The sequence below is a fragment of the Paenibacillus periandrae genome, from assembly GCF_022458865.1.
In the GTDB taxonomy this organism is placed as follows: domain Bacteria; phylum Bacillota; class Bacilli; order Paenibacillales; family NBRC-103111; genus Paenibacillus_S; species Paenibacillus_S periandrae.
Genome location: NZ_JAJNMU010000033.1, coordinates 74,616 through 100,139, shown reverse-complemented (window position 1 = coordinate 100,139; position 25,524 = coordinate 74,616). Strand labels below are relative to the sequence as shown.

Annotated in this window: 26 protein-coding genes; 19 read left to right on the top strand and 7 right to left on the bottom strand. The window is 46.9% G+C overall.

Going from position 1 to position 25,524, the window contains the following annotated elements:
* Nucleotides 1-201 (top strand): hypothetical protein (locus tag LRL21_RS38585; RefSeq protein ID WP_240421125.1); only part of this gene is annotated, 201 nt, incomplete at its 5' end.
* On the opposite strand, the gene LRL21_RS38580 is transcribed toward LRL21_RS38585, so the two are convergent.
* From LRL21_RS38580 to LRL21_RS38565, 4 genes are all read right to left on the bottom strand, one after another.
* The gene (locus tag LRL21_RS38580) at nt 188-574 is read right to left on the bottom strand and encodes a hypothetical protein (RefSeq protein ID WP_240421124.1); all 387 of its coding nucleotides are present in this window, start codon (nt 572-574) and stop codon (nt 188-190) included. The two genes, LRL21_RS38585 and LRL21_RS38580, sit on opposite strands and share 14 nt — an antisense overlap.
* Nucleotides 575-706: 132 nt before the next feature.
* The gene (locus LRL21_RS38575) at nt 707-1,195 is read right to left on the bottom strand and encodes an 8-oxo-dGTP diphosphatase (protein WP_240421123.1); all 489 of its coding nucleotides are present in this window, start codon (nt 1,193-1,195) and stop codon (nt 707-709) included.
* The gene (locus LRL21_RS38570) at nt 1,195-1,758 is read right to left on the bottom strand and encodes a DUF6155 family protein (protein WP_240421122.1); all 564 of its coding nucleotides are present in this window, start codon (nt 1,756-1,758) and stop codon (nt 1,195-1,197) included. The genes LRL21_RS38575 and LRL21_RS38570 overlap by 1 nt, the downstream gene beginning before the upstream one ends.
* A 20-nt stretch (nt 1,759-1,778) precedes the next feature.
* The gene (locus LRL21_RS38565) at nt 1,779-2,723 is read right to left on the bottom strand and encodes a glycoside hydrolase family protein (RefSeq protein ID WP_240421121.1); all 945 of its coding nucleotides are present in this window, start codon (nt 2,721-2,723) and stop codon (nt 1,779-1,781) included.
* A gap of 354 nt (nt 2,724-3,077) precedes the next feature.
* On the opposite strand from LRL21_RS38565, the gene LRL21_RS38560 reads away from it, so the two are divergent.
* A complete protein-coding gene (locus tag LRL21_RS38560; RefSeq protein WP_240421120.1) occupies nt 3,078-3,818 on the top strand; it encodes a hypothetical protein in 741 nt (246 codons plus the stop codon).
* Here the strand turns inward: LRL21_RS38560 and LRL21_RS38555 are convergent.
* A complete protein-coding gene (locus LRL21_RS38555) occupies nt 3,811-5,541 on the bottom strand; it encodes a proline--tRNA ligase (RefSeq protein WP_240421119.1) in 1,731 nt (576 codons plus the stop codon). The two genes, LRL21_RS38560 and LRL21_RS38555, sit on opposite strands and share 8 nt — an antisense overlap.
* Nucleotides 5,542-5,781: 240 nt before the next feature.
* A complete protein-coding gene (locus tag LRL21_RS38550; RefSeq protein WP_240421118.1) occupies nt 5,782-6,687 on the bottom strand; it encodes an Rpn family recombination-promoting nuclease/putative transposase in 906 nt (301 codons plus the stop codon).
* A 156-nt stretch (nt 6,688-6,843) separates the two neighbouring features.
* Here LRL21_RS38550 and LRL21_RS38545 point away from each other — a divergent pair, with 156 nt between their 5' ends.
* Nucleotides 6,844-7,056: a hypothetical protein gene (locus LRL21_RS38545; RefSeq protein ID WP_240421117.1), complete on the top strand. Its 213-nt coding sequence runs from the start codon at nt 6,844-6,846 to the stop codon at nt 7,054-7,056.
* A 180-nt stretch (nt 7,057-7,236) separates the two neighbouring features.
* Here the strand turns inward: LRL21_RS38545 and LRL21_RS38540 are convergent, their stop codons facing one another.
* Nucleotides 7,237-7,473 (bottom strand): hypothetical protein, encoded by a 237-nt coding sequence (locus LRL21_RS38540; RefSeq protein ID WP_240421116.1) that lies wholly within the window; start codon nt 7,471-7,473, stop codon nt 7,237-7,239.
* Between the two features lie 720 nt (nt 7,474-8,193).
* Between LRL21_RS38540 and LRL21_RS38535 the strand changes: the two genes are divergently transcribed.
* The 16 genes from LRL21_RS38535 to LRL21_RS38460 all read left to right on the top strand — a co-directional run bounded on the left by LRL21_RS38535 (nt 8,194) and on the right by LRL21_RS38460 (nt 25,367).
* Entirely contained in the window at nt 8,194-9,729 is a 1,536-nt protein-coding gene (locus LRL21_RS38535) for an extracellular solute-binding protein (RefSeq protein ID WP_240421115.1), read from the top strand.
* Between the two features lie 116 nt (nt 9,730-9,845).
* Complete coding sequence (locus LRL21_RS38530; RefSeq protein WP_240421114.1) at nt 9,846-12,164, top strand: helix-turn-helix domain-containing protein; 2,319 nt, start codon at nt 9,846-9,848, stop codon at nt 12,162-12,164.
* A gap of 26 nt (nt 12,165-12,190) precedes the next feature.
* A complete protein-coding gene (locus LRL21_RS38525; protein WP_240421113.1) occupies nt 12,191-13,276 on the top strand; it encodes a mandelate racemase/muconate lactonizing enzyme family protein in 1,086 nt (361 codons plus the stop codon).
* An 83-nt stretch (nt 13,277-13,359) separates the two neighbouring features.
* Nucleotides 13,360-14,307 (top strand): ABC transporter permease, encoded by a 948-nt coding sequence (locus LRL21_RS38520; RefSeq protein ID WP_240421112.1) that lies wholly within the window; start codon nt 13,360-13,362, stop codon nt 14,305-14,307.
* 37 nt (nt 14,308-14,344) lie between these two features.
* Nucleotides 14,345-15,226, top strand: coding sequence for a carbohydrate ABC transporter permease (locus LRL21_RS38515; protein WP_240421111.1), 882 nt, complete (start codon nt 14,345-14,347; stop codon nt 15,224-15,226).
* 77 nt (nt 15,227-15,303) lie between these two features.
* Nucleotides 15,304-15,876, top strand: a complete 573-nt coding sequence (locus LRL21_RS38510; RefSeq protein WP_240421110.1) for a helix-turn-helix domain-containing protein — start codon at nt 15,304-15,306, stop codon at nt 15,874-15,876.
* Between the two features lie 470 nt (nt 15,877-16,346).
* Nucleotides 16,347-17,342: a Gfo/Idh/MocA family protein gene (locus LRL21_RS38505; protein WP_240421109.1), complete on the top strand. Its 996-nt coding sequence runs from the start codon at nt 16,347-16,349 to the stop codon at nt 17,340-17,342.
* 55 nt (nt 17,343-17,397) lie between these two features.
* Complete coding sequence (locus LRL21_RS38500) at nt 17,398-18,360, top strand: ABC transporter permease (RefSeq protein WP_420832545.1); 963 nt, start codon at nt 17,398-17,400, stop codon at nt 18,358-18,360.
* Nucleotides 18,361-18,387: 27 nt separating this feature from the next.
* Nucleotides 18,388-19,269, top strand: a complete 882-nt coding sequence (locus tag LRL21_RS38495; RefSeq protein ID WP_240421108.1) for a carbohydrate ABC transporter permease — start codon at nt 18,388-18,390, stop codon at nt 19,267-19,269.
* 32 nt (nt 19,270-19,301) lie between these two features.
* Nucleotides 19,302-20,816, top strand: a complete 1,515-nt coding sequence (locus LRL21_RS38490; RefSeq protein WP_240421107.1) for an extracellular solute-binding protein — start codon at nt 19,302-19,304, stop codon at nt 20,814-20,816.
* 24 nt (nt 20,817-20,840) lie between these two features.
* Complete coding sequence (locus tag LRL21_RS38485; RefSeq protein WP_240421106.1) at nt 20,841-21,203, top strand: cupin domain-containing protein; 363 nt, start codon at nt 20,841-20,843, stop codon at nt 21,201-21,203.
* An 84-nt stretch (nt 21,204-21,287) separates the two neighbouring features.
* Nucleotides 21,288-22,040, top strand: a complete 753-nt coding sequence (locus LRL21_RS38480; protein ID WP_240421105.1) for a sugar phosphate isomerase/epimerase family protein — start codon at nt 21,288-21,290, stop codon at nt 22,038-22,040.
* 68 nt (nt 22,041-22,108) lie between these two features.
* The gene (locus LRL21_RS38475; RefSeq protein WP_240421104.1) at nt 22,109-23,329 is read left to right on the top strand and encodes a Tm-1-like ATP-binding domain-containing protein; all 1,221 of its coding nucleotides are present in this window, start codon (nt 22,109-22,111) and stop codon (nt 23,327-23,329) included.
* A 31-nt stretch (nt 23,330-23,360) separates the two neighbouring features.
* Complete coding sequence (locus tag LRL21_RS38470) at nt 23,361-24,167, top strand: phosphoenolpyruvate hydrolase family protein (protein WP_420832544.1); 807 nt, start codon at nt 23,361-23,363, stop codon at nt 24,165-24,167.
* Between the two features lie 239 nt (nt 24,168-24,406).
* The gene (locus LRL21_RS38465; RefSeq protein ID WP_240421102.1) at nt 24,407-24,778 is read left to right on the top strand and encodes a response regulator; all 372 of its coding nucleotides are present in this window, start codon (nt 24,407-24,409) and stop codon (nt 24,776-24,778) included.
* 187 nt (nt 24,779-24,965) lie between these two features.
* Nucleotides 24,966-25,367: a response regulator gene (locus LRL21_RS38460; protein ID WP_240421101.1), complete on the top strand. Its 402-nt coding sequence runs from the start codon at nt 24,966-24,968 to the stop codon at nt 25,365-25,367.
* The last annotated feature ends 157 nt before the right edge of the window (nt 25,368-25,524 follow it).

Below are 25,524 nucleotides of genomic sequence, written 5' to 3'. Positions count from 1 at the left end.
CGAATCATCCGCTCTCACCCACGCTTTTTTAAGATGACTCAATTATACGGCAAAAAAGGTACAGGCTCTTCAACTTTCTTGAAGAACTGTACCTTTTTCTTAAAGATGGACTTTTTCAGTGGCCTCTACATTCTGCTGGGCTGCTGCTGTCATCTCAAGGTTAAGAGGCAGTATTTTGTACCGATGGTTAATTCATTTTGAAAAGCTGGCTTTGAAGTACAGTATTTCCTTGCTGACTGGTATAAGGAGGAAGACTTCTTCCAAAACAGTTGGCGATAATTTTTTTGTGTTTGTGAGAAGTAATCCGGATTTCGTAGAGATCGACAGATTCATCCAGATCAACATACATCACAGCCAAATTATTGCCTGCCAGACGATAGGGAAATACAACAGGTACGTTATCGCCTATAAGCACTGGAAGCCGTACAGGATCAGAATAAGAGGACCAATCCAGTACTTCGACAGTAATACGGTGTGAATTGTTCTTGTCCACATTTGCAAGATTGATGACGGCAGTAATGGTATCAGGCTCTCTGGTCAGCACACCGGTTGATAGAGTCACTTTGTCAGACATATGAATGCACTCCTTTCATAAGTAGATTTAAGTGCACTATACTCTATGATTTAAATTGATAGAAGGGTACTGACAGTTTTACTAACTTTCAATAAATGAGGCCGACATGGTGGAAGATCAAGCTCAGAGCGTCTACAGCTTCTTGATCGTTTTCTCCAGGGTCTGCTTGCTTTCTCCGTCCCATACAGCATGGATTTCAAAGGTCCCTTCTTCGAAGAACAAAGGAAATCGCTCCTTGAACCACGGCTGCATCGGGAGATTCAAAGCCTCATTGATCGGTACCCAGAGGAGCTCGCCTTCGGGCGGGTTGTGCAGCAGGGTACCCTCATAAGCCGTAGCCACATAGTTGAATACCATGTAACGGTAATTGGTTTTGGGCTCGACATGCTCAGCCATTCCTTTGTAGACCAGCTTCGTAACAGTTAGCCCTGTTTCCTCAAGCACCTCGCGAACAGCTCCCTCAGTAGGGCTTTCAGGAAAATCGATTTTGCCGCCAGGACCGATATAACCTGGAAATCCTTTTTCGCTTGGGCGATTTACCAGTAATACACGGTTTCCGTCTTGAACAAGACACATCGTGTACATTCCATAAGTATAGGGCAGCGGTTGTATGTTGCTCATCAGATTGTTTCATCTCCATCTACAGCAGCTAAAAGCTCATGATACGAATAAGAAAGCTCATCATGGAAGCCCCAACCGATGTCTGAAGTGTCATTTACTATTTGCTCCAAACGATCACTGAAACGAATGTAGAGCTTGTCATTTTCGATGATCTTTGAGATTACATTGGCATACATGGATGCCATGCTGTAATAAAACGTTTCATTAATATCTCCATACGTATTTGTAAACTTAACACCTGACTCCACATAATAAATCATCAAGTCTATAGTTCGGGTTTCATCATTGCTTAGTTTTTTAAAATCCGTAATCGCTTTTTTGGCTTGTGCTAGCCGAAGCTTGCCGTACCCCTTCTGCGGGAAAAACTCGTTCATAATAAGCTTCCTTGCTTTGGTGTAAAGTTCGTCCACCGCTTCATCAGGATTGATCAGAACATGAATATAATTTTTAACATCATTGCTTTGTTTGTAGCAATCCATAAGGATCGATAACAGCGTATCTTTGTCATAATCTTTGAGAGCCTTTTTAACCTGTGTAACTGTAATTTTTCGCGATTCTGTCATGTTAATCTAACCTTCTTTCATTATTCAGGAGCTATCATGTGAAAATCAAACGGTTCATCCCGGTCGCAAACCAGCCTGTCGTCCTTAACCGTAAGTTTCGCCACTTGAATCGAGCTTCGGCGTTCCTGATAAGTACGCTCTGGCTGGCCGGGTTTGCGTTCCGGATGAGTAAAATAAAAGATAAAGGCATGCTCGCCCTGCACCACGACATCGGCATGAAGGCCAATCGTCTGATCATCCTCGCGCTGACCAGGCTGATCAAGGATAAGCCCCTGGTTAACCCAGTCTACGCCATTCTCTGATTGGTACACACCTTGTCCCCGCCATTCATCGACTAGCATCCAATAGCTGCCGCCAAGGATAAATACGTTGGGCCCTTCATGACCGCGACCTGTAATCACGGGTCCCACTACCGTCCAATTGTACAAATCATCACTATCTGCAGCATAGGTGTGCGAATGATGGTCTTCATCCTTATACCACATCCGAAACTTGCCGTCTGGAAGCTTGTGCACACAGGCATCGATCACACGCTCCGAGCTTAATTGTAAGCGGGATTGGTAAGTCCACTTCAGTAAATCAGGGCTTGTATAATGGATAATATGGCGCGAATGGCCTGCCCATTGCTGCGGGATTCCTTGAATATAGCTCACATACATATGGTACTGATCTTCATGCCAGATGATTTCAGGAGCCCAGAATGTATTACGACCCCATTCCAGCTCAAGTCCGGTAAGTGTTCCCCGATACAGCCAGTTTTGTCCGCCATCGGCAGAGGAAGCCACCCCCAGATCGGTCCCGTGCACCCACTGAACTCCAAGGCCTTCGGCTGTAGCTCTGCGGTTCGTATAAATCATCCACCATTCGGCAGCCTGACGGTTCCAAATCACGACTGGATCAGCCGCACCATCATAGATCGGATCTCTGAATAAAGGTGCTTTGGGAGCAAATTCATTTATTGTCATAGCAGATTTCGCCTCCGTTTTATAGGAATGAGCTGTTCTTTCAATAACTCTGATTTTATTGCGGTGAATCGTGGTATTTCTAGAAGCCCGGTGAATAAGTCTCACTGCGCGGCCAAATATCCCTCCGGGATAGTGCTTACGAAGCCAGTTTGCTTTAGCAAACTCTCAGCTGTTTAAATCGTGAAATTGTATGAGATTAAGCGGTTTATTCACGATTTCAAAGGCGAACGCTCACGCTTCTCCAGGATCATTTGGCCGCTGCGCTCGTTTTTCACCAGAATTCTAGGAATATTTGATATACTAAACCTTTGATAACGTGAAAAGAAAGTTACCTCATATCAAGGTGGTGTTTGTATGCAGGATTGGAATCGGCTTCACCCTTATATAGATGCAATCCAGCGGCTTCCTGCCGATAAGCCTTTAACGAAGCAGGATCTGCTTATTCCCGACTTTCTTCTTCACAGGGAAGGTGGGCTGGAGATGTATTATGCTCCACATAACGAATATATCAATCAAACTGCGAAGCTGGTCATACTTGGTATCACACCGGGATGGACACAAATGGAGCTGGCATTCAGACAAGCCAAGCAGGATGTGGATGCAGGGCTGTCGCTCGAACAAATAGCCTACAGATCTAAACAAGCTGCGAGATTCGCCGGTACGATGAGGAAAAACCTGTGCAGCATGCTCGATCAGACTGAGCTGAACACAGCGCTCGGGCTTTCATCCTGTTCGCGATTGTTTGAAGATCAGGATGAATGGCTCCATACGTCGTCGGTTATTAAATATCCTGTTTTTTCACACGGACTTAATTATACAGGACACAATCCACAGCTGGTAAAATCACAATTTTTATCGGCATATATGTGCAGCACCCTGAACAATGAACTGAAACAGCTCCCAAATCCACTCCTTATACCGCTCGGGAAAATGGTGGAGGATGCTTTGAATTTCCTCGTCTTACAAGGAGTCATTGAGCGTCAGAGCTGCTTGTCCGGTTTTCCTCACCCATCTGGAGCCAACGGACACCGGCTTCAACATTTGGAGACCAACTTGCCGTTATTGAAAAAGCAGGTTATCCAGTTCTTTAGTTAGCTGCACCTCGTAGTTGGAGAGTAATCTGCTCAATGGCTTCCTCAGCGGTGAGTACAAGTACTTCTGCCGTGCCACGTTCCTTCCATTCGATCAATCCTTCGCCAGCCTTTTTCCCAACAACGATACGTATGGGAATGCCGATCAGGTCGGCATCCTTGAGCTTGACGCCGGGTCTTTCCTCGCGGTCATCCAGCAGTACATCGGCTCCAAGCTGGCCAAGCTGCGCATACAGGCTCTCGGCCAGCTGCATCTGGGTCGTATCCTGCACCGAAACGGGCACGATATGGACATGAAAGGGAGCGATCGAGAAAGGCCATACAATACCAAACGCATCATGAGACTGCTCCACCACAGCTGACAGCAGCCTTGAGATACCGATTCCATAGCAGCCCATCAGCATGGGCTGTTCCTTACCTTCAGCATCAACGAAGCTTGCCTTCAGCGGCTCGCTGTATTTGGTACCGAGCTTAAAGATATGACCAATCTCAATGCCGCGAGTCAGCTTTAAGGAGCTTCCGCAATGCAAACAGAGGTCGCCTTCCTCTACGTTGCGCAGATCCGCTGTATGCTCCAGAGTGAAATCCCGCCCTGGTCGCACATGACGTAGATGGAAGCCCGTGAGATTAGCTCCGGTAATCGCCGATTCCATGCGGGCAGCCTCCTGATCCACATATAGGGCAATGGACAGCTGCATGGGTCCAATATAACCAGAGGGCGCCCCGGTGGCGCGGGCAATTGTATCGGCGTCGGCAAGCTCCAGGTCAACGGCATTCAGGTAGTTTTTGAGCTTCGTTTCGTTCACCTCATGATCACCGCGGACACACACAGCTACTGGTTGGCCATCGGCAATATAAATCAAGGTTTTGATCAGTTGATCAGCCGACACGTTCAGAAAACGTTCAAGCTGTTCGATCGTCTTCACACTGGGAGTTGCGATCCTTTCGACGTCCAAATGATCGGAACGATGTAATGGATCTAAACCATTTAAACCCTCAGCAAGTATCCGTGATACGGCTCGCTCCATATTAGCGGCATACCCGCAGCTCTCACAGGTTACGATCGTGTCCTCGCCAATATCCGTTAACGCCATAAATTCGTGGGTGCCGCCCTCGCCCCCGATGGCTCCGGCATCCGCTTCAACTGCACGGAATTTCAGACCACACCGGTCAAATATGCGGTGGTAGGCGCTGTACATAGCCTGATAAGCTTGATCGACACCTTCCCAGCTAGTATCAAACGAGTAGGCATCCTTCATCACAAATTCCCTACCCCGCAGCAGTCCGAACCGTGGACGCCGTTCATCCCGGAATTTACTTTGAATTTGATACACGATCACGGGAAGCTTACGGTAGGAATTAATTTCATCACGAATCAACGAGGTGACAACTTCCTCGTGAGTCGGTCCAAGGGTGAACTCCCGGGAATTGCGGTCTTGAAAACGGATCAGCTCGGGTCCATACACCGAGTGTCGTCCTGATTCGTGCCATAGCTCCGCAGGCTGCATAGCAGGCATTAAGATTTCCTGGGCTTGGGTATAATCCATTTCTTCCCGAACAATCGCTTCGAGCTTGCGCAAAACCTTTCGGCCTAAAGGCAGGTAAGTATAGATACCGGCAGCCAGTTGGCGGATAAAGCCTGCCCGCAGCAGCAATTGGTGACTGGCGGCCTCTGCATCGGATGGGATTTCCCTTAGTGTAGGCATTAATGCGTGTCGTTGTCTCATGATCAAGCTCCTCCTCCAAATCAAATAACCGCATTCGTTAGGGACGAATGCGGTTTCGTGGTACCACCCTATAGTTAACCACCGTTTGACAACGGCGGTCCTTAAACGGAATAACGGGTTTCCCCGGCGACGGATTTCCCCATCGCGGCTGCAAGGTGGGAGGGTTGAACGATGATTGGGGCGCCTTACAGCCGAGTGCACCCTCTCTGAGCAATCATACCGTTAACCGTATGTCCTTGGTTAAAGCCTGTAGCTTAATGAATATACTATCAATTTACCGTACACGAACGCATTTGGCAATAGCGGCTTCAGGCTGTTTATTTCCCTTTCGGAAAGTCCTGAAGCCTTGGCAATGACGGATACATCCACTCCAAGAGTAAGGAGCTCACGTGCCATTTCTTCTTTCCCCTTAGCCTCACCTATCGCGACACCTTCAGCTTTTGCCCCTTCCACTCGGGATGCTTCATCACGAAGAAACTTCAGTCGTGCATCGTATTCCATCCGTGTTTGTGTGTCTTGGCTCAAGAATTCCAACGTATCCATAGCTTTCTTCAGCATCGGTTCGTTCACTGTCAACGCCTCCCAATTGGTCTGCTCTACGCCTCTTAAAAACAATAGCCAGTTTACCAAGCCACCGCCCATCGGAACCTCGTATTCTTCCAGCTTGGACAATTCCATCACATGGACTTCAATATCATCAATTAATGGGATTAGTGTATGATCTTCACGCAGATGAAAAACATTATGGTAGCGGTCATTTGGCAGGAACGAATAGTTCAGAATGTTGATCGTCACACATTTCTTCAGTTCGCTATAATTGCCGCCTTCTTTAATTTGATGGAAGTACATCCCACTCCAGTAAAAAAGCGTTCGCTTCTCCATGTTGTATGGGTTGAACAACTGCATCTCAATATTGATCAGCTTGCCTTCCGCTGTCTTGGCTTTAATGTCGAGAATGGACTGCTTATCCTTTGGGTCGTTTTTGTCGGTATAGGGATTCATCAACGTAATCTCCGTCAGCGGCGGCTCACCAGCCTCCATAAAGGTACTGTTGAGAAACGCGAGCAACACATCCTTGTTGCTGTCGCTTCCGAATATTTTTTTGAAAATAAAATCGTTCCGTGCATCGAGTAACTCCAACTTCATCACTCCATTCTTGTATGTTTATTATATCATACTGCTGTTGTGGGAGCATTACAGTGGTCACAATTTTGGCCACAGACTCTAAATAATTATCGGAAATCAAGGGTCACACAAAGAAAGGTAAAGCTGCGAACCTTTGATGCGAGGGGGTTCACGCTTATGCATGGACATATAGGGAAACACCCTTATCTATCCGGGCGGGATGGGATCCTCGAATTCGAATTCGAGAGTTTGAACAAATTTACCCTTGCCTTTGACTCGCAGCAGCATAGCTTAGGATCGATCCCGTCCGGCATCCATCTGGCGGTCGCTTTGTATCGGCCAATCGGTGGCGTCACCTGGGATCCAGACTGCGTTAGGGTTATCGTTTGACCTGTGCTGCTATCAAGCAACGGACCGACAGGTACGAATGTCAATTCCAGATCGCTCATTTGGAACTCAGGCATGTTGTCATCAAACTAATAAATATCAGGATATATTAAGATGGCCCCATCGAATTTCGTCCAGTTCAAATCCCGAACAGCTCCCGTCCCCCTGCTGATTATCCTTGCCTTAATCATCCGTTGAACGTAGAATTACGGCATTAATGATTGCCTTCTGCTTCAGGCTCAGCAACAGCTTAAAGTGACCATCCTTGTTACCCTCCGGCGTGAAATCTGCCGCGCCGACAACATCAGACGCCGTGTCCAGCAAACTGAACTCCTTGATATGAACGTCGGCAGGGGAGGGCTCACCAAAAGCGGATGCGATGCTGCCAAACGATAGACAGCCCGCCAGCACAAGGTACATAGCTGATTTCGAGATTATTTTTGCAAAGCGTAAACATCATAATCTCCTTTTTCTATTATTGATATTAGTCGAACGGATTTAAATCCGATTCGCCACAGCAGGTGATATACTACATTTCTCGGCTGAGAAGACCGTGTATGTTCATTAAATCGACAATGCTGCAGTATGTGCACCGTTCCTTCAGTAATCTCCACTAAAAAATCCTCCCACATTTGTAGGAGGATTGCAGTATGGTTGGTACAAGGGAACTCTCTTGTCCCATTTAGCTTGGCGAATGCCGAGAGGCTGTAGATTATTTTATAATTCCAGCAAGCTTTGAATAAGCAGAACGGGCAGGGCAGCAATGGCGATAAAGCTATAGAAAAAACCAATCAGAAAATGTTTAACGTGACTCATGGCGATCCCTCCATTTGTTGGTATGAGCTTCATTATACGCCGCCTGCCGGAGAGAAAGCTTAAGCTAAGCTTAGAATCTCATTAAGTTTTCAGAAAATTTCGCCAATAGTCTGTCCAGTTTAAAGCTAAGGGAAAAATCTTTTTCAAAGGGTGACAATACTTGCTGTTTCGGCGTTTTTTGAAAGACAGTTCAAGAACTGTCACTTACATGCAGTCGAAGATCGCAATACAATAAAGCTGCAAACGACCTATGTGAGCCTAATTGGCTTGGCAATCGGGATCGTCACGAAAAGATATTGAGTAGATATAGGGAGGTTTATGAACATGAAGATTTTATCTTGTAAAGCAGTCAGCTCGTCCCTGCTAATGGCACTATCATTAGGTATGGTCGCAGGGTGCGGCGGCGACAATCCACAGCCACAAGCAGCGGGAAGCGAACCTAAGGCTCCTACTGATCTTAAGGTTCAATTCATGGTCCCATCGTACGCCGATGTTCCGAACCTGAATGATGAGTACTGGTCTAAGTTTCAAAAGGAAAGCAAATCTCAGCTGGAGGTGGAATGGATTCCATCCGGTGACTATGATACCAAGTTCGATCTGGTGCTTGCTTCCGGCAACATCCCAGAAGTTATTGTGGCTGGTAACATTACCCGTCCGACTTTGCAAAACGCAGTTAAGCAAGGAGCATTCTGGGACTTGGCGCCGTTTCTTGGGGACTTCAGCAAGTATCCAAATTTGAAGAGTAACAGCTACAAGGAAGTATGGAACTATATGAAGTCTGAAGGCGGCATTTATGGTGTGCCGAGAAATCGTCCGCAAATCGATATTAGCATAAAAATGCGGAAGGACTGGCTTGATAAATTCAAATTACCAGTGCCAACTACATTGGATGAATACACTGCTGCATTAAAAACGATTGTCAACGGCGACCCTGACGGCAACGGGAAAAAGGATACAATCGGTCTCGTCGGGCAAGGCTTTTTGCTTGCTGACGGTGATGGCAGCTTCCTGTCTGCCTTTGGCGGCCTGGACCCGGTATATGACAAGGAAGGCGGTCTCATTAATAAAAATTTAACTTCGAACTATACGGATATGGTCGCCTACTTCCGTCAATTGTATACAGATGGCATTTTGGCTAAGGATTTCTCGGCTATCAAGCAAACGCAAGCTGAAGAAATGTACACGACCGGACGCGCCGCTTCATATGCCCGGAACGTTTGGCGGGACTACACCTTTGAGCAGGGGATCAAGAAAGTCCAGCCGGAAGGGGAAGTCATTTCATTGCCGCCGATGAAAGGTCCGGGAGGAGTCAGTGTTCAGTTATCCGTACCTTTCTCCGGTGCCTTCTATATTTCCAAAAAAGTGCCTGAGGAGAAAGTAAAGCAAATTCTCGATTTCTTTGAGAGAACAACTACGATGGAGCAAACAGACTATAACTACTACGGTATTGAGGGCGTACATTATACGATGGTCGAAGGCCAGCAGCAGCTCACCGATCTTGGGAAGAAGCAGGTAACGGCTAACGGGACAGGCGCAATTTTCCCGCTTGCTTACAACAACAAGATGAAAGTTATTAATCCGGCAGCCCCGAAAGTGTACAACGACGCCAAATCGGCATCCGTGGAATCGTACAGCAAGGTCGGCAAAATTGATTTCTTCTCGATTATCAATTCCAATACGTGGATATCGATCTGGCCGAAATACAACAGCGAATGGCAATCGATGGTTGTGAAAGCTATTGTCGGACAAATCTCCATGGACGAGTACAAAGCCTATGTCGAGAAGCTGAACAGCAGTGCGGAGTTCAAGAAGGCGTATCAGGAATTTGCCAAGGAATACAAGGAAAAGATCGGTAGCTAGAACAGCATCTATGGAAATATTCTGCTGGCACTTGATGTAATGTGCTTCACTCCCTATCATTAAAGCCAGCACACGGCTCATACTTAAGAGGTTGAGCTCTAGAAATGGGAGGACTTATGGCGAACTGGAGCAAGTTTTTATTAAAATACCTGAGAATCGAGCGACTGACTAACCCCAATAAATATTTATACAAGCTGATCTGGCTCGGCTGCATATCCGTATGTGTTCCGGTGATTTTGGCAAGCACGGTCTATTATCAGCTTTCGATGAATCGGATGGAGACCTTTATTCAGACCGAAAGTGACTCGTCTCTGACTATTCTGAAGGACCGTGCTGAGAGGGTGTTACAAGAAATCGAGCAGGATTCGCTCCAGCTAGCCAAGGATCCCATGTTACAGGAAGTCCACACAGGCTCATCTGGTGATAGTACCATCTGGAATATCGAAATTTTGAAAAAAATTGCTTTGGTTAAAAACTCGAACAGCTTTATTAACGAAATCTTTTTATATAACAGCCCGGGCAGCGTGATTTTATCCAACGAATATGGCCCTGTCCCGAAGGAAGAGTATAAATACAAGGAAGATATCGACCGACTGCTGGCAAGCAAGTATTTAACCCAATGGTCCCCACTCAGCAAAAGGGAAGGATATATTACCTTTGCCAGACTCCTCCCATTAATCGGTAATGGTGGGCCCGAGGGATTACTCGGCTTTGAGATCGAGACGTCGGCGCTCAGCAAGTTTTTGGAGACCGATACGGTCATTGTGACCAGCGCTCAAGAGCTGATCATCGTCAAATTGCACGATCCCTTTGGAATGGACAGGAAAACCGATGCTGAGCTGTTGCAGCAGACCGGCAGCTTAAAGGGTATACAAATGATTCAAGCCTCGGACAAAAACTCCGGCCGGTTTGAGGCCGAAGGTATTGACGGTAAGCCGGCGCAGTACAGGTATGTGAAAAACGTGTTTGCCAGAACGTATGTATCCGTCATACCGGAGCAAGCGATTACGGATCAATTGGACTGGATTCGCAGGATCATGGTGCTCATTCTTGTGCTTTTTGTGGGGGTTGGGGTTCTGCTGACCTACTTCACCTCCAAACGGGCATATAACCCTATAGAGCAATTGATTAATCACAGCCGTTCGCTCCGTGTAGACGGAATTCAGGATAAGGAAAATGAGCTGGATATCATTAAGGAATCTCTGGATTATTTGAGCAAGGAAACGAAAAAGCTTGGTGCCTATATGGACAAAATGGAGCCTTCTTTACGGGAAAAGTTTCTTTTTCAACTATTGAGCGGCGATTATACGAGAAATGAAACGTTGATTCAGGATTGCGCAACGTATGGGATTGAAGTGACCTCGACGAATGTCGTGCTGATTGTTGAAGCCGAAAACATATACAAAGAGAAGCGGTTTTTACCTGAGGAAAAAGGGATCGTAGCCTTTTCGCTGGCAAATGTGATGCAGGAAATACTGCGCAGCCATGCGCTGCAAGGCTATGTGATTCCTTATCAGGGGAGAGGGGCGGCGATTCTGCAATTCAAGCCCGATATGGTGCAGCAAGCAATGCTGGATCTCACAAGGGAATATGCCGCTGCCATTTCGGCAGCCTTCCACAACTATTTATCGTTTGAGGTGACCGTCGGTATTGGACGATTGTATGCGCATGTGGCTGACGTTCCGGTGTCCTACAAGGAAGCAGAAACTGCACTGCAATATCGGATATTCCGGGACTCGGAAACGATTTTATTTATTGAAGATGTGGAGCCTGTGAAGAAGCAAGCCTTGATCAAATACCCTCGTGAGCAGGAGGCAGCTGTTGTGGCTGCACTCGAACAGGAGGATATTCCATTCGCCACTCAAAATTTTAAACGGTTTACGGAGATTCTGCAAAGCTCCCAATCCTATGTATTTATATATCAGAGCTACCATGTACTGCTCTCTTCATTGATCGTCTCTTTGGAAAAGCGGGGTGCCAATGCTGTAGACGTCATGGAGCACAATTTGTTTGGACAGCTGGGCGACAAACAGACCTCACAGGAAATTTGTGAATGGTTTGAGGATACGCTGTTTCCACTGTACCTATGGTTGACGCGGAACGATCGGGAGTCAGCTGGTGAGTCGATTATTCAAACGATTTGCACCTATATCAGTGAAAACTGCGGGAATGACCTCTCGCTGGTACAGTGTGCGGAAATTGTCGGTGTGAGTCCGTCCTACCTGAGTCGTCTGTTTAAGAAAAGCATGGGCAAAAACTTTCTGGAATATGTCGTGGAAAGCAAAATCGATGAGGCCAAACGGCTTCTAAGGGATACCGATCAGGGACTCGGCGAAATTGCCACAGCGATTGGATATTCGGAACGCAACTTTATCCGGATTTTTCAGCGGCATGTGCAGATCACGCCAGGCGGCTACAGATCAAACCACCGATAGATTCAAATCAAGATGGAGGCCAAGTGATGAAGATTACAAGTATAGAAACCTTTACGACCCGAAATTTATCCTTTGTTCGTGTCACATCCGAGGATGGCTTGCAGGGATATGGACAAATTGCCCCCTACCATGCCAATATATCTGCGCTCGTGCTGCATCAGCAAATTGCCCCTCATGCGCTTGGAGCCGACTGTGATGCCATCGAGGCTTTGTCTGCGGCCTGCATCAGGGAAGAGCACAAATTTCCTGGCTCTTATATATGCAGGGCGGTCGGCGGGCTGGATACGGCATTATGGGATTTGAAGGGGAAACGATTAGGGAAAAGCGTATGTGAGCTGGTGGGCGGAAAACCGCGTCAAGTGGAGGTTTACGGCTCCAGCATGAAACGCGACATTTCCCCGGAAGTCGAGGCCGAGCGGATCAAGCGCCTTCAGGATACGTATGGGTACGGTGCTTTTAAAATCCGCATCGCCAGCAATTTCGGTAACGACGTGGATGTTTATCCGGGCCGTTCGGAGCAGGTGGTGAAGGCGGTTAGAAAAGCCATTGGCGATAACACGCCATTGTATGTTGATGCCAACAGCGGTTTAACGCCGCGCAAAGCGATTGAAACCGGACGTATGCTGGCGCAATATGGCGTCTGTCATTTTGAAGAGCCTTGTCCGTACACGGAGCTGGAATGGACCAAGCAGGTGGCAGACGCTCTCGATATTCCCGTTACTGGTGGTGAGCAGGATACCGATCTGGCACAGTTCAGGCGCATGATCAACATGCGTGCTGTTGATATCGTCCAGCCGGATATATGCTATGTGGGCGGCTTCAGCCGTGCGCTGGAGGTAGCCAAAATGGCCGAGGCCGTGGGGATGACCTGCACGCCACATGCTGCCAACCTGTCGATGCTTACGATATTTACCCTTCACATGGTCGCGGCCATTCCGAATGCGGGGACACATATGGAATATACGATCGAGCAGGACGTTTGGACGAACAACCTTTTTATGGAGCCCTTGGAAGTACGTGACGGCAAAGTGCAGGTTCCCGAAGGAGCAGGCTGGGGTGTGACGATTCGACCGGAGTGGCTCGCTAATGCGGAATATCAGATCAGTGAATAAGGCGATATGAGTATCAGCTATAACACGAAAATATCTTCTTCAGTGGCATCATTCAGAGGCTTTTAAAATAATGAGGTGACTTTATGCAAACGGCTGTTATCAAGAAGCAAACCAAACAACAATCACGGCGTAGTTTGTGGTCAACGATGGTACAGCAAAAATGGATGTATGTACTGGCAATGCCGGGAATCCTGTACTTTATCTTGTTTAAATTCGCGCCCCTGTGGGGCTTGTTGATCGCCTTTAAGGAATACAACCCGTATAAGGGGCTATGGGGCAGCTCATGGATCGGCTTGACCAATTTTACAGAAATGTTTGCCAGTCAAACCTTTTATATCATGCTGCGAAATACGTTTGCGATTAATATTTTTGGAATTATATTTATGTTCCCCGTACCTATTTTGCTCGCATTGATGCTTAATGAGGTCCGACATGAGGTATTTAAGCGCATTAATCAATCGATCGTATATTTGCCGCATTTTCTGTCCTGGGTCGTTGTAGCGAGTATGACCTTTTTCATGCTCTCCACAGATGTGGGGATTGTCAACAAAATGATATCCGGTATGGGTTTTGAGACGGTATCCTTTTTATCGACCCCGAACTACTATTGGGGACTGATTACCCTGCAAAGCATGTGGAAGGAGGTCGGCTGGGGAACGATTATCTTTTTGGCCGCGATGGCTGGCGTTGATCCTCAGCAGTACGAGGCTGCAGTTATAGATGGGGCGTCACGCTTCAAGCAAATCTGGCATGTCACCTTGCCGGCGATTCGTCCGACCATTATTATTTTATTGATTTTGCGGCTCGGCCATATGGCGGATGTCGGTTTTGAACAGCTGCTACTCATGAACAACCCGCTGGTTACTTCGGTTTCCCAGGTATTTGATACGTATGCTTACACGATCGGAATTCTCGGAGGTAAAATCAGCGTAGGTGTGACCGTAGGCATGTTCAAGGGCGTTGTAGGCTTGGTTCTCGTCATGCTGTCCAACTATGTTGTCAAGAAAATGGGACAAGAGGGCATCTACTAGAGGTTGTTTAACACGCACAAAAAAGGAGGTACACCCCGTGAGTTTCGTAGCGACTAAAAAATTGACGCTTTTTGACTATATAAATTACTCGCTGCTGAGCGTGATTTCTCTAGCCTGCATCTTTCCGTTTATTTATGTGTTCAGCGTATCCTTCACAGACCCTGAGGTCTATGTGCCGCTGCAATTTTATTTATTACCGGAAAAGTGGTCATTGTCGGCGTACAAGTATATTTTATCGACCAACAGCTTTATCAACGCTTTAAAAAGCACGGTATTTGTGACGGGCATCGGAACGGTGCTCAGTGTCATCATTTCGTTTACGTTTGCCTATGTGCTGACCAAGAAAGTTGTTCCTGGACGGAGATTTATGCTCAGCGCGGTTATTTTTACACTGGTATTCAATGCCGGCATTTTGCCTAATTACCTGCTGATCAAGGAGCTTGGGCTTTTGAATTCCTATTGGTCGCTGATCCTGTCCGGTTTAACCAATGCATGGAGCCTGATCGTTATCAAAAGCTTTCTCGAATCGCTGCCTCCGGAGCTTGAGGATGCAGCCCATATTGACGGATGCTCCGATATCGGTGTGTTTTGGAGAATTGTTATTCCTTTGTCCATGCCGGCTATCGCTGCCTTTACGTTGTTTTTTGCGGTATCGTACTGGAATACGTATTTTAATGCGTTGATCTATTTGACGGATGCCAAGAAATGGACACTTCAGGTGCTGGTCAAATCACTTGTTATCGATTCCGATTCGAATGGGGTAGGCGCAGCAGGCGGGGGTGGAGACGATCGGGTTATTCCTCAGGAAACGATACGAATGGCCTCGATTGTACTCGCCATTGTGCCGATTCTCATCGTATACCCGTTTTTGCAGAAGCATTTTGCCAAGGGTGTCATGCTCGGATCGGTTAAAGGGTAGCCATGTAACACTTGACTTGTTCCACAAGGTTTAGCTATGATAAACATGGTTTACCTTGAGGACAGGAGAATGAACATATGGATCTTGGGAACAAAATTATGAAAATCCGAAAAGAGCAGAACCGCAATTTGACCGAGATTGCCAACATATGCGGCTTTTCCAAAAGTCTCTTGTCGAAGATTGAAAACGGGAAAACGGTTCCTCCTATTGCCACTTTAATCAAAATAGCCGATGCTTTGGGAACCAAGGTTTCTTTTTTACTTGATGATCAAGTGCAGTCCGGTACGATTTATACAACATTGGAAACGAGCGAATCGAAGCTTGTGAAGACAGAGAAGGGCTACTCCTTTTTTGCCTTTGCTGTTGAACGTGGTGAAAAGCTGATGCAGCCTTTTCTTTTTGTTTCACGTAAGGACGAGCATGACATTAAAAATGTGTACAGCCACAATGGCGAGGAATTTATTTTTATTCTGGAAGGCGAAATGCGCTACAAGGTTGGCAATGTCGAGTATACGTTAAAGCCTGGCGACAGTCTGTACTTCGATTCGGTTGAGAAGCATATGCTGTGCCCGATCACAGATGAAGTGAAGTATATCGGCATATTCACACAGTCCAAAGCGAACAGTGGACTACCTGACGCACCGTCGTAGAAGCTTATCCAACTTAACCAATCAAGAGCCTGAGGTACAAACCCAGGCTTTTTTGTCGTGTTATCGATGATTTCCATCTCTAGAAGTCTGGTGAAGAACGAGCGAAGCGGCCAAATGATCATGGAGAAGCGTAAGCGTTCGCCTTTGAAATCGTGAATAAACCCCTTAATCTCATCCATTTTCACGATTTCAACAGCGATCGGAAGGATATTTGGCCGCGCAGCGAGACTTATTCACCGGACTTCTAGAATTTATAGACAAGGCGACGGATAACTATTTGTCATTTTCTTGAAAGAAAGCGATTGCATTATTCGTGATGATGGTGTAAAATAAATCTTGTTCAACATAGTTGAATTAAATACAACTTGGTTAATCTTCAATAAACTTTGTTGAAAGTTATCTAGTCGTGCATCTCGTTGTCGAATCAGTATGCTGGGTCAACCAATAATTTTAAGGGGTGGAGTGGGACGATGAAAAAGTACAAAGTAGGTATTGTGGGTGCTGGCGGTGTCACGGAATTGCATTTTGTAGGGTATAAGGAACATCCCGAGCGAATTGAGATCGTAGCTTTATGCGATCCGAATCCCGAAGCCTTGCATGCCAAAGCGGATAAATATGGAGTGCCTCAACGGTTTACCGATCTGCACGATTTTATCCAAAATAGCGGTATCGATGTGGCAGTCGTGTGTACACCTACCTCCATCCGGAAGCAAATTGTACTGCCGTTGATTGAGGCTGGTCTTCCTGTATTTGTTGAAAAGCCGTTCTCCGATACGTTGGAGGAAGCGACCGAGATTACCGAGCAAGCGAGACAGAAGGGCGTACCGATCTCGATCAATCAGAACTTCAGACGCCATTATCCGTTTGAGCTCGTCAAGAACAAGGTGGCGGACGGTGTAATTGGTCAAATCACTTCCATAGTGTTCACCAATATTTTCTTTAGACAGGACGTAGGCTGGCGTCAGGAATGTGAACGCAATGCGATGTCTGTCATGGGTATCCATTGGTTTGACGGATTCCGGCAAGTATTGGGCTGCGATGCCGTATCGGTCGTATGCCAGAATCGTTCCTCCTCCGCCATTGAATGTGCAGGTGAGACTGATGCAACCGTTCAGGTCGTGTTTGAGAACAACGTCGTGGCTACTTATGTCCAAAGCTTCTCCTCCACCTTTAACAGAACCGAGATGATCGTAATTGGTGAGACGGGAACGATCGTAACCGGCTATAACCGTGCCGATCTTTACCGTAAAGGCGAGAAGACGCCTGCTGAGACCTGGGAAAATAATCTCTCCAGAGAAGTCGCTACCTACGAGGGCCTGAATCATCTGCTGACCTCACTGGAAACGGGTGTTGAAGCGCCTAACAGCTCGAAGGACAATCTCAAAACGATTTCCATCTTGGATGCAGCCTACGTATCGGCCGATGAGCAGCGCATCGTTCAATTAAAACAAGGGATTCTGGTGTAAACGTGCAGCCTGTCTGATATCTTGACCATATTGATGGAAGTGGAAGGTAGTGAATATGGAAACACAATCATCTGCGATGCAATCGTCCATCACCCGAGTGAAAAGAAAGGTGCGGCGGCCGCTTTTGTCCGATATCCGACGTGATAAATATTTGTATATGTTAATTTTACCCGGCGTTATCTTTTTCTTAATATTCAAGTACTTTCCGATGTGGGGAATCGTGATTGCCTTTCAGGAATACTCCCCATACGCCGGCGTTTGGAATAGCGATTGGGTTGGGCTTGAGCACTTTATTCGTTTTTTTTCTAATCCTGATTTTATACTGCTGTTTCGTAATACGATGGTCATCAGTTTGTTAAACCTGGTGTTTTTCTTCCCACTGCCTATTGTCTTATCATTATTGCTGAACGAAGTAAATAACAAATTTTTCAAAAGTGTCATTCAGTCGATTGTTTACCTTCCACATTTTCTGTCATGGGTCATTATCGTGGGGATCTCGTTTTTACTTTTGTCCCAGTCTTCAGGCATTGTCAATATGATGATGAGCTCAATTGGACTGCCCAAGTATGATTTTCTGACGAATACCGACACCTTCTGGGGAATGCTCGTGCTGCAAAACATCTGGAAGGAAACCGGTTGGGGTACGATTATCATTTTGGCGGCGATTACTGCCGTGGACCCGCAATTATACGAAGCCGCAAAAATAGACGGGGCGAATCGCTGGCTGCAGGCTTGGCATGTAACGCTGCCCGGAATCCGAAGTGTTGTTCTGGTCCTGCTCATACTGAGGCTTGGGCACATTATGGATGTCGGGTTCGAGCAAGTATTTCTGATGAGTAATGGTGCTGTCGCCCAATATGCAGATGTTTTTGAAACGTATGTGTACCGGAATGGTATCCAAAGTGGACAATTCAGCTACAGTACAGCGGTAGGCTTGTTCAAATCCTTGGTAGGTCTTGTTCTTGTGATCGTGGCCAACAAGCTGGCCAAGAAAATTGGCGAGGATGGCGTCTATTAAGTACAAGCGACAAAGGTGGTCAGGACAATGAAGGGAAGCTTCGGAGGACGTATATTCAACATTGTGAATGCGGTTACATTAGTAGTGATCGGAATCATTACGGTTTTTCCCTTATATTATGTGTTCATTATTTCCTTTACCGATCCTTATGAATATCTTCAAAAAAGCGGCTTCGTCTTGTTCCCGCAGAGCTGGTCGCTCGGTTCTTACCGATATTTGTTAGATACGGATACGTTTAAAAATGCAACATTAGTCAGTACCTTTCTGGCCACGGTCGGCACCGGATTAAGTCTGATCTTCACCTCAGCCATGGCGTTCGGCATATCCCGCAAGCGGCTCAGAGGCAGACGCATCCTGATGCTGATGATTTTACTCACAATCTTGTTCAACCCGGGGATTATTCCCAATTATATCGTCGTTCGTGACTTGGGCATGATCAACAGCGTATGGTCGCTTATTATTCCTGTACTGATCAGCGGATGGAATGCCATTCTGATGAAAAGCTTTTTTGACAGCATCCCGGTTGAGCTTGAGGATGCGGCTATGATCGATGGCTGCAACGATATCGGCACGTTCTTTCGTATTGTGCTTCCGTTGTCGGCTCCGGCCTTGGCGGCGTTTGGCTTGTTCTATGCGGTAGGCTACTGGAACACCTTCTTTAACGCTATTCTGTTTATTAATGATTATACGAAGGTGCCCTTGCAGGTTCTGCTCAGGACGATGCTGATCGATTCTGAAACCTCTACAGGCGGGGCATCGGCAGCCGAGATGGTGTCAGAGAATCAGCTTCCGAAGCAAACGATCAAGATGGCGGCAGTGGTCATTGCGACAGTCCCGATTTTGGCTGTATATCCGTTTCTGCAAAAGCATTTTGCCAAAGGAGTTATGCTCGGTTCGGTTAAAGGTTAACCGCAGTTTCATTTTAATGGGGGGGTTCGGCTATGAAAAAACGCTCAAGGAAACATGCACTGATCGCGATGTTGTCGGTTGCTGCCGTCTTAACTGCAGCTTGCTCCGGCAGCAATCCGGCAGCGACAGCACCAAAGGGAGAGGAAGGTAAGAAGGAAGCACCGGTCACCCTGAATATTTTCAGTAACTTTTCCATTGCCCAGCCGCCATCACCGGATAATCCGGTCACCAAGGAATTTGAAAAAAGGACAAATACCAAGCTCAATATTACCTGGGTTTCGGATACGGTTTTCAATGATAAATTAAATGTACTGCTGGCCTCGGGCGACCTACCGGATGCGATTAAACTGCCGGATACGACCGTTCCCCAGTTTCTAACGATGGTGAAGCAGGGTGCTTTCTGGGATCTTACCCCCTATTTAAAGGATTACAAAAACCTGATGGATTCACCCAAGAGCATGTGGGAAAATTCGAAGATTAACGGTAAAAACTACGTCGTTCCCATTGTCCGTCCGCTTGAAGGTGGAACTACATTTTTTATTCGCAAGGATTGGCTCGATAAGCTGGGGTTAAAGATGCCGACAACACTTGATGAGCTGTATCAGGTCATGAAGGTTTTTAAGGAAAAGGAACCCGATGGGAAGAAGGATACCTACGGTTATACGATGCGCACCAACGATCAAATCGAATTCATTTATACAGGTGCTGCAAACAAATGGAAGGTTAAGGATGGCGGGCTTATCGATATTACACTTGAGCCTGCAATGCGTGAATCGTTGCTGTATAAGAAAAAGCTGTTCGATGAAAAGTTGATTCCACCAGACTACTCGGTGATGAAAAATGATGATTGGGTTGATTTGGCGACAAGCGGCAGAGTGGGAGTTACGACTGAAACCATTGAAGCAATGTGGCGCTGGACCTATGATCAGTGGAAGCGTGATCCGAAGGTAAATTGGGAGCCGATCGTTTCCTTATCCGGCCCAGGGACAGGACCGTTCCAGCAGCAAAACAGCGGATTTATTGGCGTCACTGCAATTCCGAAGAGCGTCCCGGAAGCCAAGATGCGCAAAATCCTGGCCCTGCTCGATTACGGCGCTTCGGAGGAAGGCAGCACCCTGTCGCAATATGGTATTGAAGGTGTGCATTACAAGAAAGAAGACGGTTTCTATATTACCAACGAGCAAGCGGTTAAAGACAACCTGGGTACCGGATCGTTTGGCAAGCTCTTTATGAAGCATGATCCGTATATGTATGCTTTTGCCCCGGGCATGCCGAAGGAAATTTTTGAAAAGAACAAAAAAATCATTGATGCCAAAGCCAAAATCAGCACACCGATACCCGTGATCGGGCTGGTATCCGAAACCAACAATAAACTAGGGGCCGATTACACCAAGAAAATCAACGATATGAAAACCCAGGTTACGATGGGCAAGGTCGGTATTGACGCATGGGATAAATTGGTTGCCGATCTAAAGGCAGATGCCAATTACCAAAAAATTATTCAGGAAATGAATGCCGCATATAAAGAGCGATTAGCAGCTAAGTAAACATATAAAGGAGACTGAGAGTATATGGCTACCATTACTGACTTGAGAAAGCAGGAAGCAACACGCATTTTAAACGAAAACTGGGGTAAAATTCAATGGCTGTGCGGTCAGGATATTGATCCAGCCAGCGAAATGACATTCGGAATGGTCTATATTAATGCAGGTCAGGCGAATCCAAGGCATGTACACCCGAATTGCGAGGAAGTCATCTTTATTTTGTCAGGGGAATGCGACCATACTTTAGGTGACGAAATCTACCATCTGGAGCCGGGCATGATGCTGCGGATACCGCGCAATGTGCCGCATAATGCAACAACCACAAGCTGGGAGCCTTGCCGGATGATCATTGCTTACTCAGCTCCGGACCGTCAGACGATCGGCGAATAAAGGATAGGCAGCATAGCCGGGGGAATGAACAACTTCTCCCGGTTAACTGCTTCACGAATAAATAAAGACAAGGGAGCAATCGAGATGAGCAATAAGCTGGCTTTTTCAAGACTGACAGCAACCGCTGAAGAGCAGGAACAGCTTTTTCAACAATTTGTTGCTGTTGGCTATGACGGACTTCAATTAAAGGCCGTGCAATATTTACCTTATCTGCATGAACCAAACCGATTTAAAGAAGCCTTCGGACATTTGCCGGGTGTTGGTTCGGCCCTGATTGCAGGCGGTAATCTGGATGCGAGCAGTATCGAGAAGCTGCAAAGCACAATTCAATTTGCTTCAGCGATTGGCACGGAGCTGATTGTTTATTGTCATGGTATTCCAAGAGCTGATGTGACGGCTGCCGACATTCGGAAGTATGCAGACCTGTTATCGAATCTGGGTATAGAAGCACAGCAGCAAGGGGTTAAGCTGTCGCTGCATCATCATCATAATAATCCGGTCATGTACCGTGATGATTTTGACATCTTCTTTAACCAAATCAAGGAAGGCTCGGTAGGGCTTACGATTGATACGGCCCATTTGGTTAAGTCCGGTATTGACGATGTGGCGGAGGTTATCCGCAGCTTTGGTCGCGTGATTGATAACTTCCATATGAAGGATTATGAGCAGGGCGAGTGGAGGGTGCTGGGTCAAGGGGCTATTGATTTTGGCCCGATCTTCGCCAGTATTCGAGATATTGGCTATACCGGATGGATTTCGGCTGATGAGGAAAGCGGCGGCGATATTCTTCAAGGCATGAAGGATTGTTATACGTATTTGCACAACGGATTGTTATAATCTCTCAATTTGCTGGCAATTCATGAAGCTTTCCTGCAGGTTATGAGCTAAAGGAGCGGATGCATGCGATGAAAAAGGTGGTTGTGCTCGGGGCTTTGGATACGAAAGGTTTAGAGTTCCAGTTTGTCAGAGATCAGCTGGAGGCTTGTGGTGCAGCAGCGTTTGTCATCGATACCGGTGTATTGGGTGATCCCCTGTTCCCCCCGGATATAACGGCAGATGAAGTGGCAAGGGCAGGGGGCTCCAGCATTGAGCAATTGAGACAGCTGAATGATCGGGGTACAGCCATTGCAGTGATGACTCGTGGCGCTGCCGAGATCATGATCGGATTGGAGCGGCAGGGGATAGTTGGTGGTGTGTTCGGCATGGGGGGCACAGCGGGTACGACAGTCGCCGCTTCTGCACTGCAGGCACTGCCGATAGGCATTCCGAAGCTGCTCGTATCAACGGTAGCATCCGGAAATACACGGCCGTACGTCGGTGTTAAGGACATTACGATGATGTATTCGGTTGTCGATATTGCTGGTTTGAATCGTCTGTCTAGACGTATATTGAGTAATGCCGCCCATGCCTTGGCGGGTATGGTGCTGAACATGGAGGACGAAATCGAGGATGATAAAGTAACATTGGGCATAACGATGTTCGGTGTCACGACTCCTTGCGCTACCCGCGTTCGTGAAATTTTGGAGGAGCAGGGCTACGATCTGCTTGTCTTTCATGCGACCGGTACAGGCGGCTTGGCTATGGAGGAATTAATCAAGGCAGGTTATATCAAGGGTGTTGCCGATATTACGACCACCGAGCTTGCTGATGAGTTGGTAGGGGGCATATTCAGCGCCGGACCGAACCGTCTGGAGGCAGCGGGTGCGGCAGGTATTCCACAGGTAGTTTCGGTAGGAGCACTTGATATGGTTAACTTTGGTGCTCCCGATACGGTTCCGACACAGTTCAAGGAACGCACCTTTTATCAGCATAATCCGACAACCACGCTGATGCGTACAACGGTTGATGAGAATCGGGAATTAGGGCGCAGACTGGCTCTCAAGCTGAGTGCCGCCACCGGCCCGACTATCGTTGTGTTTCCGAAGCAGGGGGTTTCACTGCTTGATATGGATGACAAGCCTTTTGCAGGAACAGAAGAGCGTCAAGCCTTGTACGAGGGTATGAAGCAGCATTTGCGGTCGGATATTCGATTGATTGAATTAGAGACACATATCAATGATGCAGTGGTAGCGGAGTCGATTGCTGGCTATTTAGTGGAGCTCTTAACACAGAAGAAGGAAGGGTAAAGCAGAGATGGCAATTTCCAGAGTAGACATAATGAGCCGACTGCGGGGGCAATTGGAGCAGGGGCATTTTATTGTAGGAGCAGGAGCGGGAACCGGGCTATCGGCGAAATGCGCTGAAGAGGGCGGTGTCGATATGATTATTATTTATAATTCAGGTCGCTATCGGATGGCTGGGCGAGGCTCCCTTGCGGGCCTGATGCCATACGGTGATGCGAATCAGATCGTTGTGGACATGGCGAGTGAGGTACTTCCTATTGTTAAGGATACTCCCGTGTTGGCGGGTGTATGTGGTACCGATCCGTTTCGTTTGATGGACGTATATCTCCAACAGCTGAAGGATATGGGCTTCTCCGGTGTGCAGAATTTTCCAACAGTCGGCTTGATTGATGGTGTCTTCAGACAAAATCTGGAGGAAACCGGCATGGGCTATTATTTGGAAGTGGAGATGATCCGCAAAGCACATAAGCTCGACCTGTTTACGACTCCCTATGTGTTCAATGAAGAGGATGCCATTCAAATGGCTGAGGCTGGGGCAGATGTACTTGTTGCTCATGTGGGGCTGACGACCAAAGGAAGTATCGGGGCCAAAACGGCTTTGACGCTAGATGAATCGGCCGACCTGGTGCAGCGTATTTATGATGCCGGGAAAAGTGTAAATCCAGACATTATCGTCATCTGCCACGGCGGACCGATTTCCGAGCCGGAGGATGTTGATTATGTACTAGGTCAAACACACGGAATTGCCGGCTTCTTCGGCGCCTCCAGTGTAGAACGGCTGCCTACAGAGATTGCGATTACCGAGCAGGTGAGAAAGTTTAAAAGCCTGACGAATAAATGAACAGACATCTCGTCTTTCAATTGATGAGCAGTCAGCCAATCGTGAGTCCGAATGAGGCTTCGGTACAGGCGGACTGTTCTTTTTTGCATATAAGGATAAGGATCATGGACAAGTTCCGAATTGTTAACAAATTGTTATGAAATTTAACCTGCGTACAACAAGTGTCTAAAACTCCCCTAACTCCGATTTGCTAAAGTAACATTATCAAGTAGGAACATATGGAGATGGGGCGTTACAGCATGGCAAGAGTGATGATAGTAGACGATGCGGCTTTTATGAGAATGATGCTGAAAACAATGCTGGTTGAGGGTGGGCATGAGGTTGTGGGAGAAGCGGCCAATGGCCTGGAAGCCGTGCAGGCTTATATGAAAATAAAACCGGATATCATAACGATGGACATTACGATGCCGGAGATGGATGGAGTCGAGGCGGTGAGGGAAATACGCAAGCTCGATGCAGCAGCCAAAATCATTATGTGCTCCGCGATGGGACAAAAGGCTATGGTTGTTGAAGCAATCACCGCTGGCGCGAAGGATTTTGTCGTCAAGCCTTTCCAGAAGGATCGTGTCATAGATTCCGTCAATAAAGTACTGGGTATTCCTGCAAGCTAACTAGGCTGCCTGCTGCCTGAAGATTGACCTCCTATTGCATAAGACAATAGGAGGTTTTTTGTTTACACCTAAACATTAATAAAGTGTTTTGAATATTCATAAATAAAAGATCCTTTCCTGAAAATTACCTAATATTTACTTGCTATACTAAGGCTATGAATTTAAAAGATAATTATTGGAGGCGCTTATGGCAAAGGTCATGGTCGTTGATGACGCTGTTTTTATGAGGATGATGCTAAAGATGCTGCTGGTTGAGGCTGGGCATGAAGTGGTTGCTGAAGCTACGAACGGTATGGAGGCCGTTCATACATATGTGAAATACAAGCCTGATCTGGTCACAATGGATGTGACGATGCCGGAATTGGATGGAATCGGGGCTGTCCGACAAATTCGTAATCTCGATCCATTAGCCAAAATCATTATATGCTCCGCTATGGGACAGAATGCCTTGATCGTGGATGCGATCAGCTCGGGTGCCAAGGATTATATCGTGAAGCCTTTTGATAAGAAAGAAATTATTAATGCTGTTAATAAAGTGCTGGATGAATCATCGCTATCCTTTGAAGACCTTCGTCACCGCTTCCAGTGATGAAGGTTTTTTGCTGTTACAGACATTTATGAACAATTCTGACGAAAAAAAGTATATGTACAATGCGTAGGAAGTGTATGTTCCAGCTATACGGATCGGTGTACGCTGTTAATAATACGAAGCTGCAAGCCTGAAATGAGTCGCTCTTCATGGAATG

What these genes read in the sequence shown, in the direction of transcription:
- LRL21_RS38565 (WP_240421121.1), bottom strand. Translation starts at nt 2,723, where the DNA reads ATGACAATAAATGAATTTGCTCCCAAAGCACCTTTATTCAGAGATCCG.
- LRL21_RS38505 (WP_240421109.1), top strand. Translation starts at nt 16,347, where the DNA reads ATGAAAAAGTACAAAGTAGGTATTGTGGGTGCTGGCGGTGTCACGGAA.
- LRL21_RS38510 (WP_240421110.1), top strand. Translation starts at nt 15,304, where the DNA reads ATGGATCTTGGGAACAAAATTATGAAAATCCGAAAAGAGCAGAACCGC.
- LRL21_RS38580 (WP_240421124.1), bottom strand. Translation starts at nt 574, where the DNA reads ATGTCTGACAAAGTGACTCTATCAACCGGTGTGCTGACCAGAGAGCCT.
- LRL21_RS38525 (WP_240421113.1), top strand. Translation starts at nt 12,191, where the DNA reads ATGAAGATTACAAGTATAGAAACCTTTACGACCCGAAATTTATCCTTT.
- LRL21_RS38485 (WP_240421106.1), top strand. Translation starts at nt 20,841, where the DNA reads ATGGCTACCATTACTGACTTGAGAAAGCAGGAAGCAACACGCATTTTA.
- LRL21_RS38465 (WP_240421102.1), top strand. Translation starts at nt 24,407, where the DNA reads ATGGCAAGAGTGATGATAGTAGACGATGCGGCTTTTATGAGAATGATG.
- LRL21_RS38555 (WP_240421119.1), bottom strand. Translation starts at nt 5,541, where the DNA reads ATGAGACAACGACACGCATTAATGCCTACACTAAGGGAAATCCCATCC.
- LRL21_RS38530 (WP_240421114.1), top strand. Translation starts at nt 9,846, where the DNA reads ATGGCGAACTGGAGCAAGTTTTTATTAAAATACCTGAGAATCGAGCGA.
- LRL21_RS38570 (WP_240421122.1), bottom strand. Translation starts at nt 1,758, where the DNA reads ATGACAGAATCGCGAAAAATTACAGTTACACAGGTTAAAAAGGCTCTC.
- LRL21_RS38475 (WP_240421104.1), top strand. Translation starts at nt 22,109, where the DNA reads ATGAAAAAGGTGGTTGTGCTCGGGGCTTTGGATACGAAAGGTTTAGAG.
- LRL21_RS38495 (WP_240421108.1), top strand. Translation starts at nt 18,388, where the DNA reads ATGAAGGGAAGCTTCGGAGGACGTATATTCAACATTGTGAATGCGGTT.
- LRL21_RS38500 (WP_420832545.1), top strand. Translation starts at nt 17,398, where the DNA reads ATGGAAACACAATCATCTGCGATGCAATCGTCCATCACCCGAGTGAAA.
- LRL21_RS38490 (WP_240421107.1), top strand. Translation starts at nt 19,302, where the DNA reads ATGAAAAAACGCTCAAGGAAACATGCACTGATCGCGATGTTGTCGGTT.
- LRL21_RS38540 (WP_240421116.1), bottom strand. Translation starts at nt 7,473, where the DNA reads ATGTACCTTGTGCTGGCGGGCTGTCTATCGTTTGGCAGCATCGCATCC.
- LRL21_RS38470 (WP_420832544.1), top strand. Translation starts at nt 23,361, where the DNA reads ATGAGCCGACTGCGGGGGCAATTGGAGCAGGGGCATTTTATTGTAGGA.
- LRL21_RS38560 (WP_240421120.1), top strand. Translation starts at nt 3,078, where the DNA reads ATGCAGGATTGGAATCGGCTTCACCCTTATATAGATGCAATCCAGCGG.
- LRL21_RS38480 (WP_240421105.1), top strand. Translation starts at nt 21,288, where the DNA reads ATGAGCAATAAGCTGGCTTTTTCAAGACTGACAGCAACCGCTGAAGAG.
- LRL21_RS38575 (WP_240421123.1), bottom strand. Translation starts at nt 1,195, where the DNA reads ATGAGCAACATACAACCGCTGCCCTATACTTATGGAATGTACACGATG.
- LRL21_RS38460 (WP_240421101.1), top strand. Translation starts at nt 24,966, where the DNA reads ATGGCAAAGGTCATGGTCGTTGATGACGCTGTTTTTATGAGGATGATG.
- LRL21_RS38535 (WP_240421115.1), top strand. Translation starts at nt 8,194, where the DNA reads ATGAAGATTTTATCTTGTAAAGCAGTCAGCTCGTCCCTGCTAATGGCA.
- LRL21_RS38545 (WP_240421117.1), top strand. Translation starts at nt 6,844, where the DNA reads ATGCATGGACATATAGGGAAACACCCTTATCTATCCGGGCGGGATGGG.
- LRL21_RS38520 (WP_240421112.1), top strand. Translation starts at nt 13,360, where the DNA reads ATGCAAACGGCTGTTATCAAGAAGCAAACCAAACAACAATCACGGCGT.
- LRL21_RS38550 (WP_240421118.1), bottom strand. Translation starts at nt 6,687, where the DNA reads ATGAAGTTGGAGTTACTCGATGCACGGAACGATTTTATTTTCAAAAAA.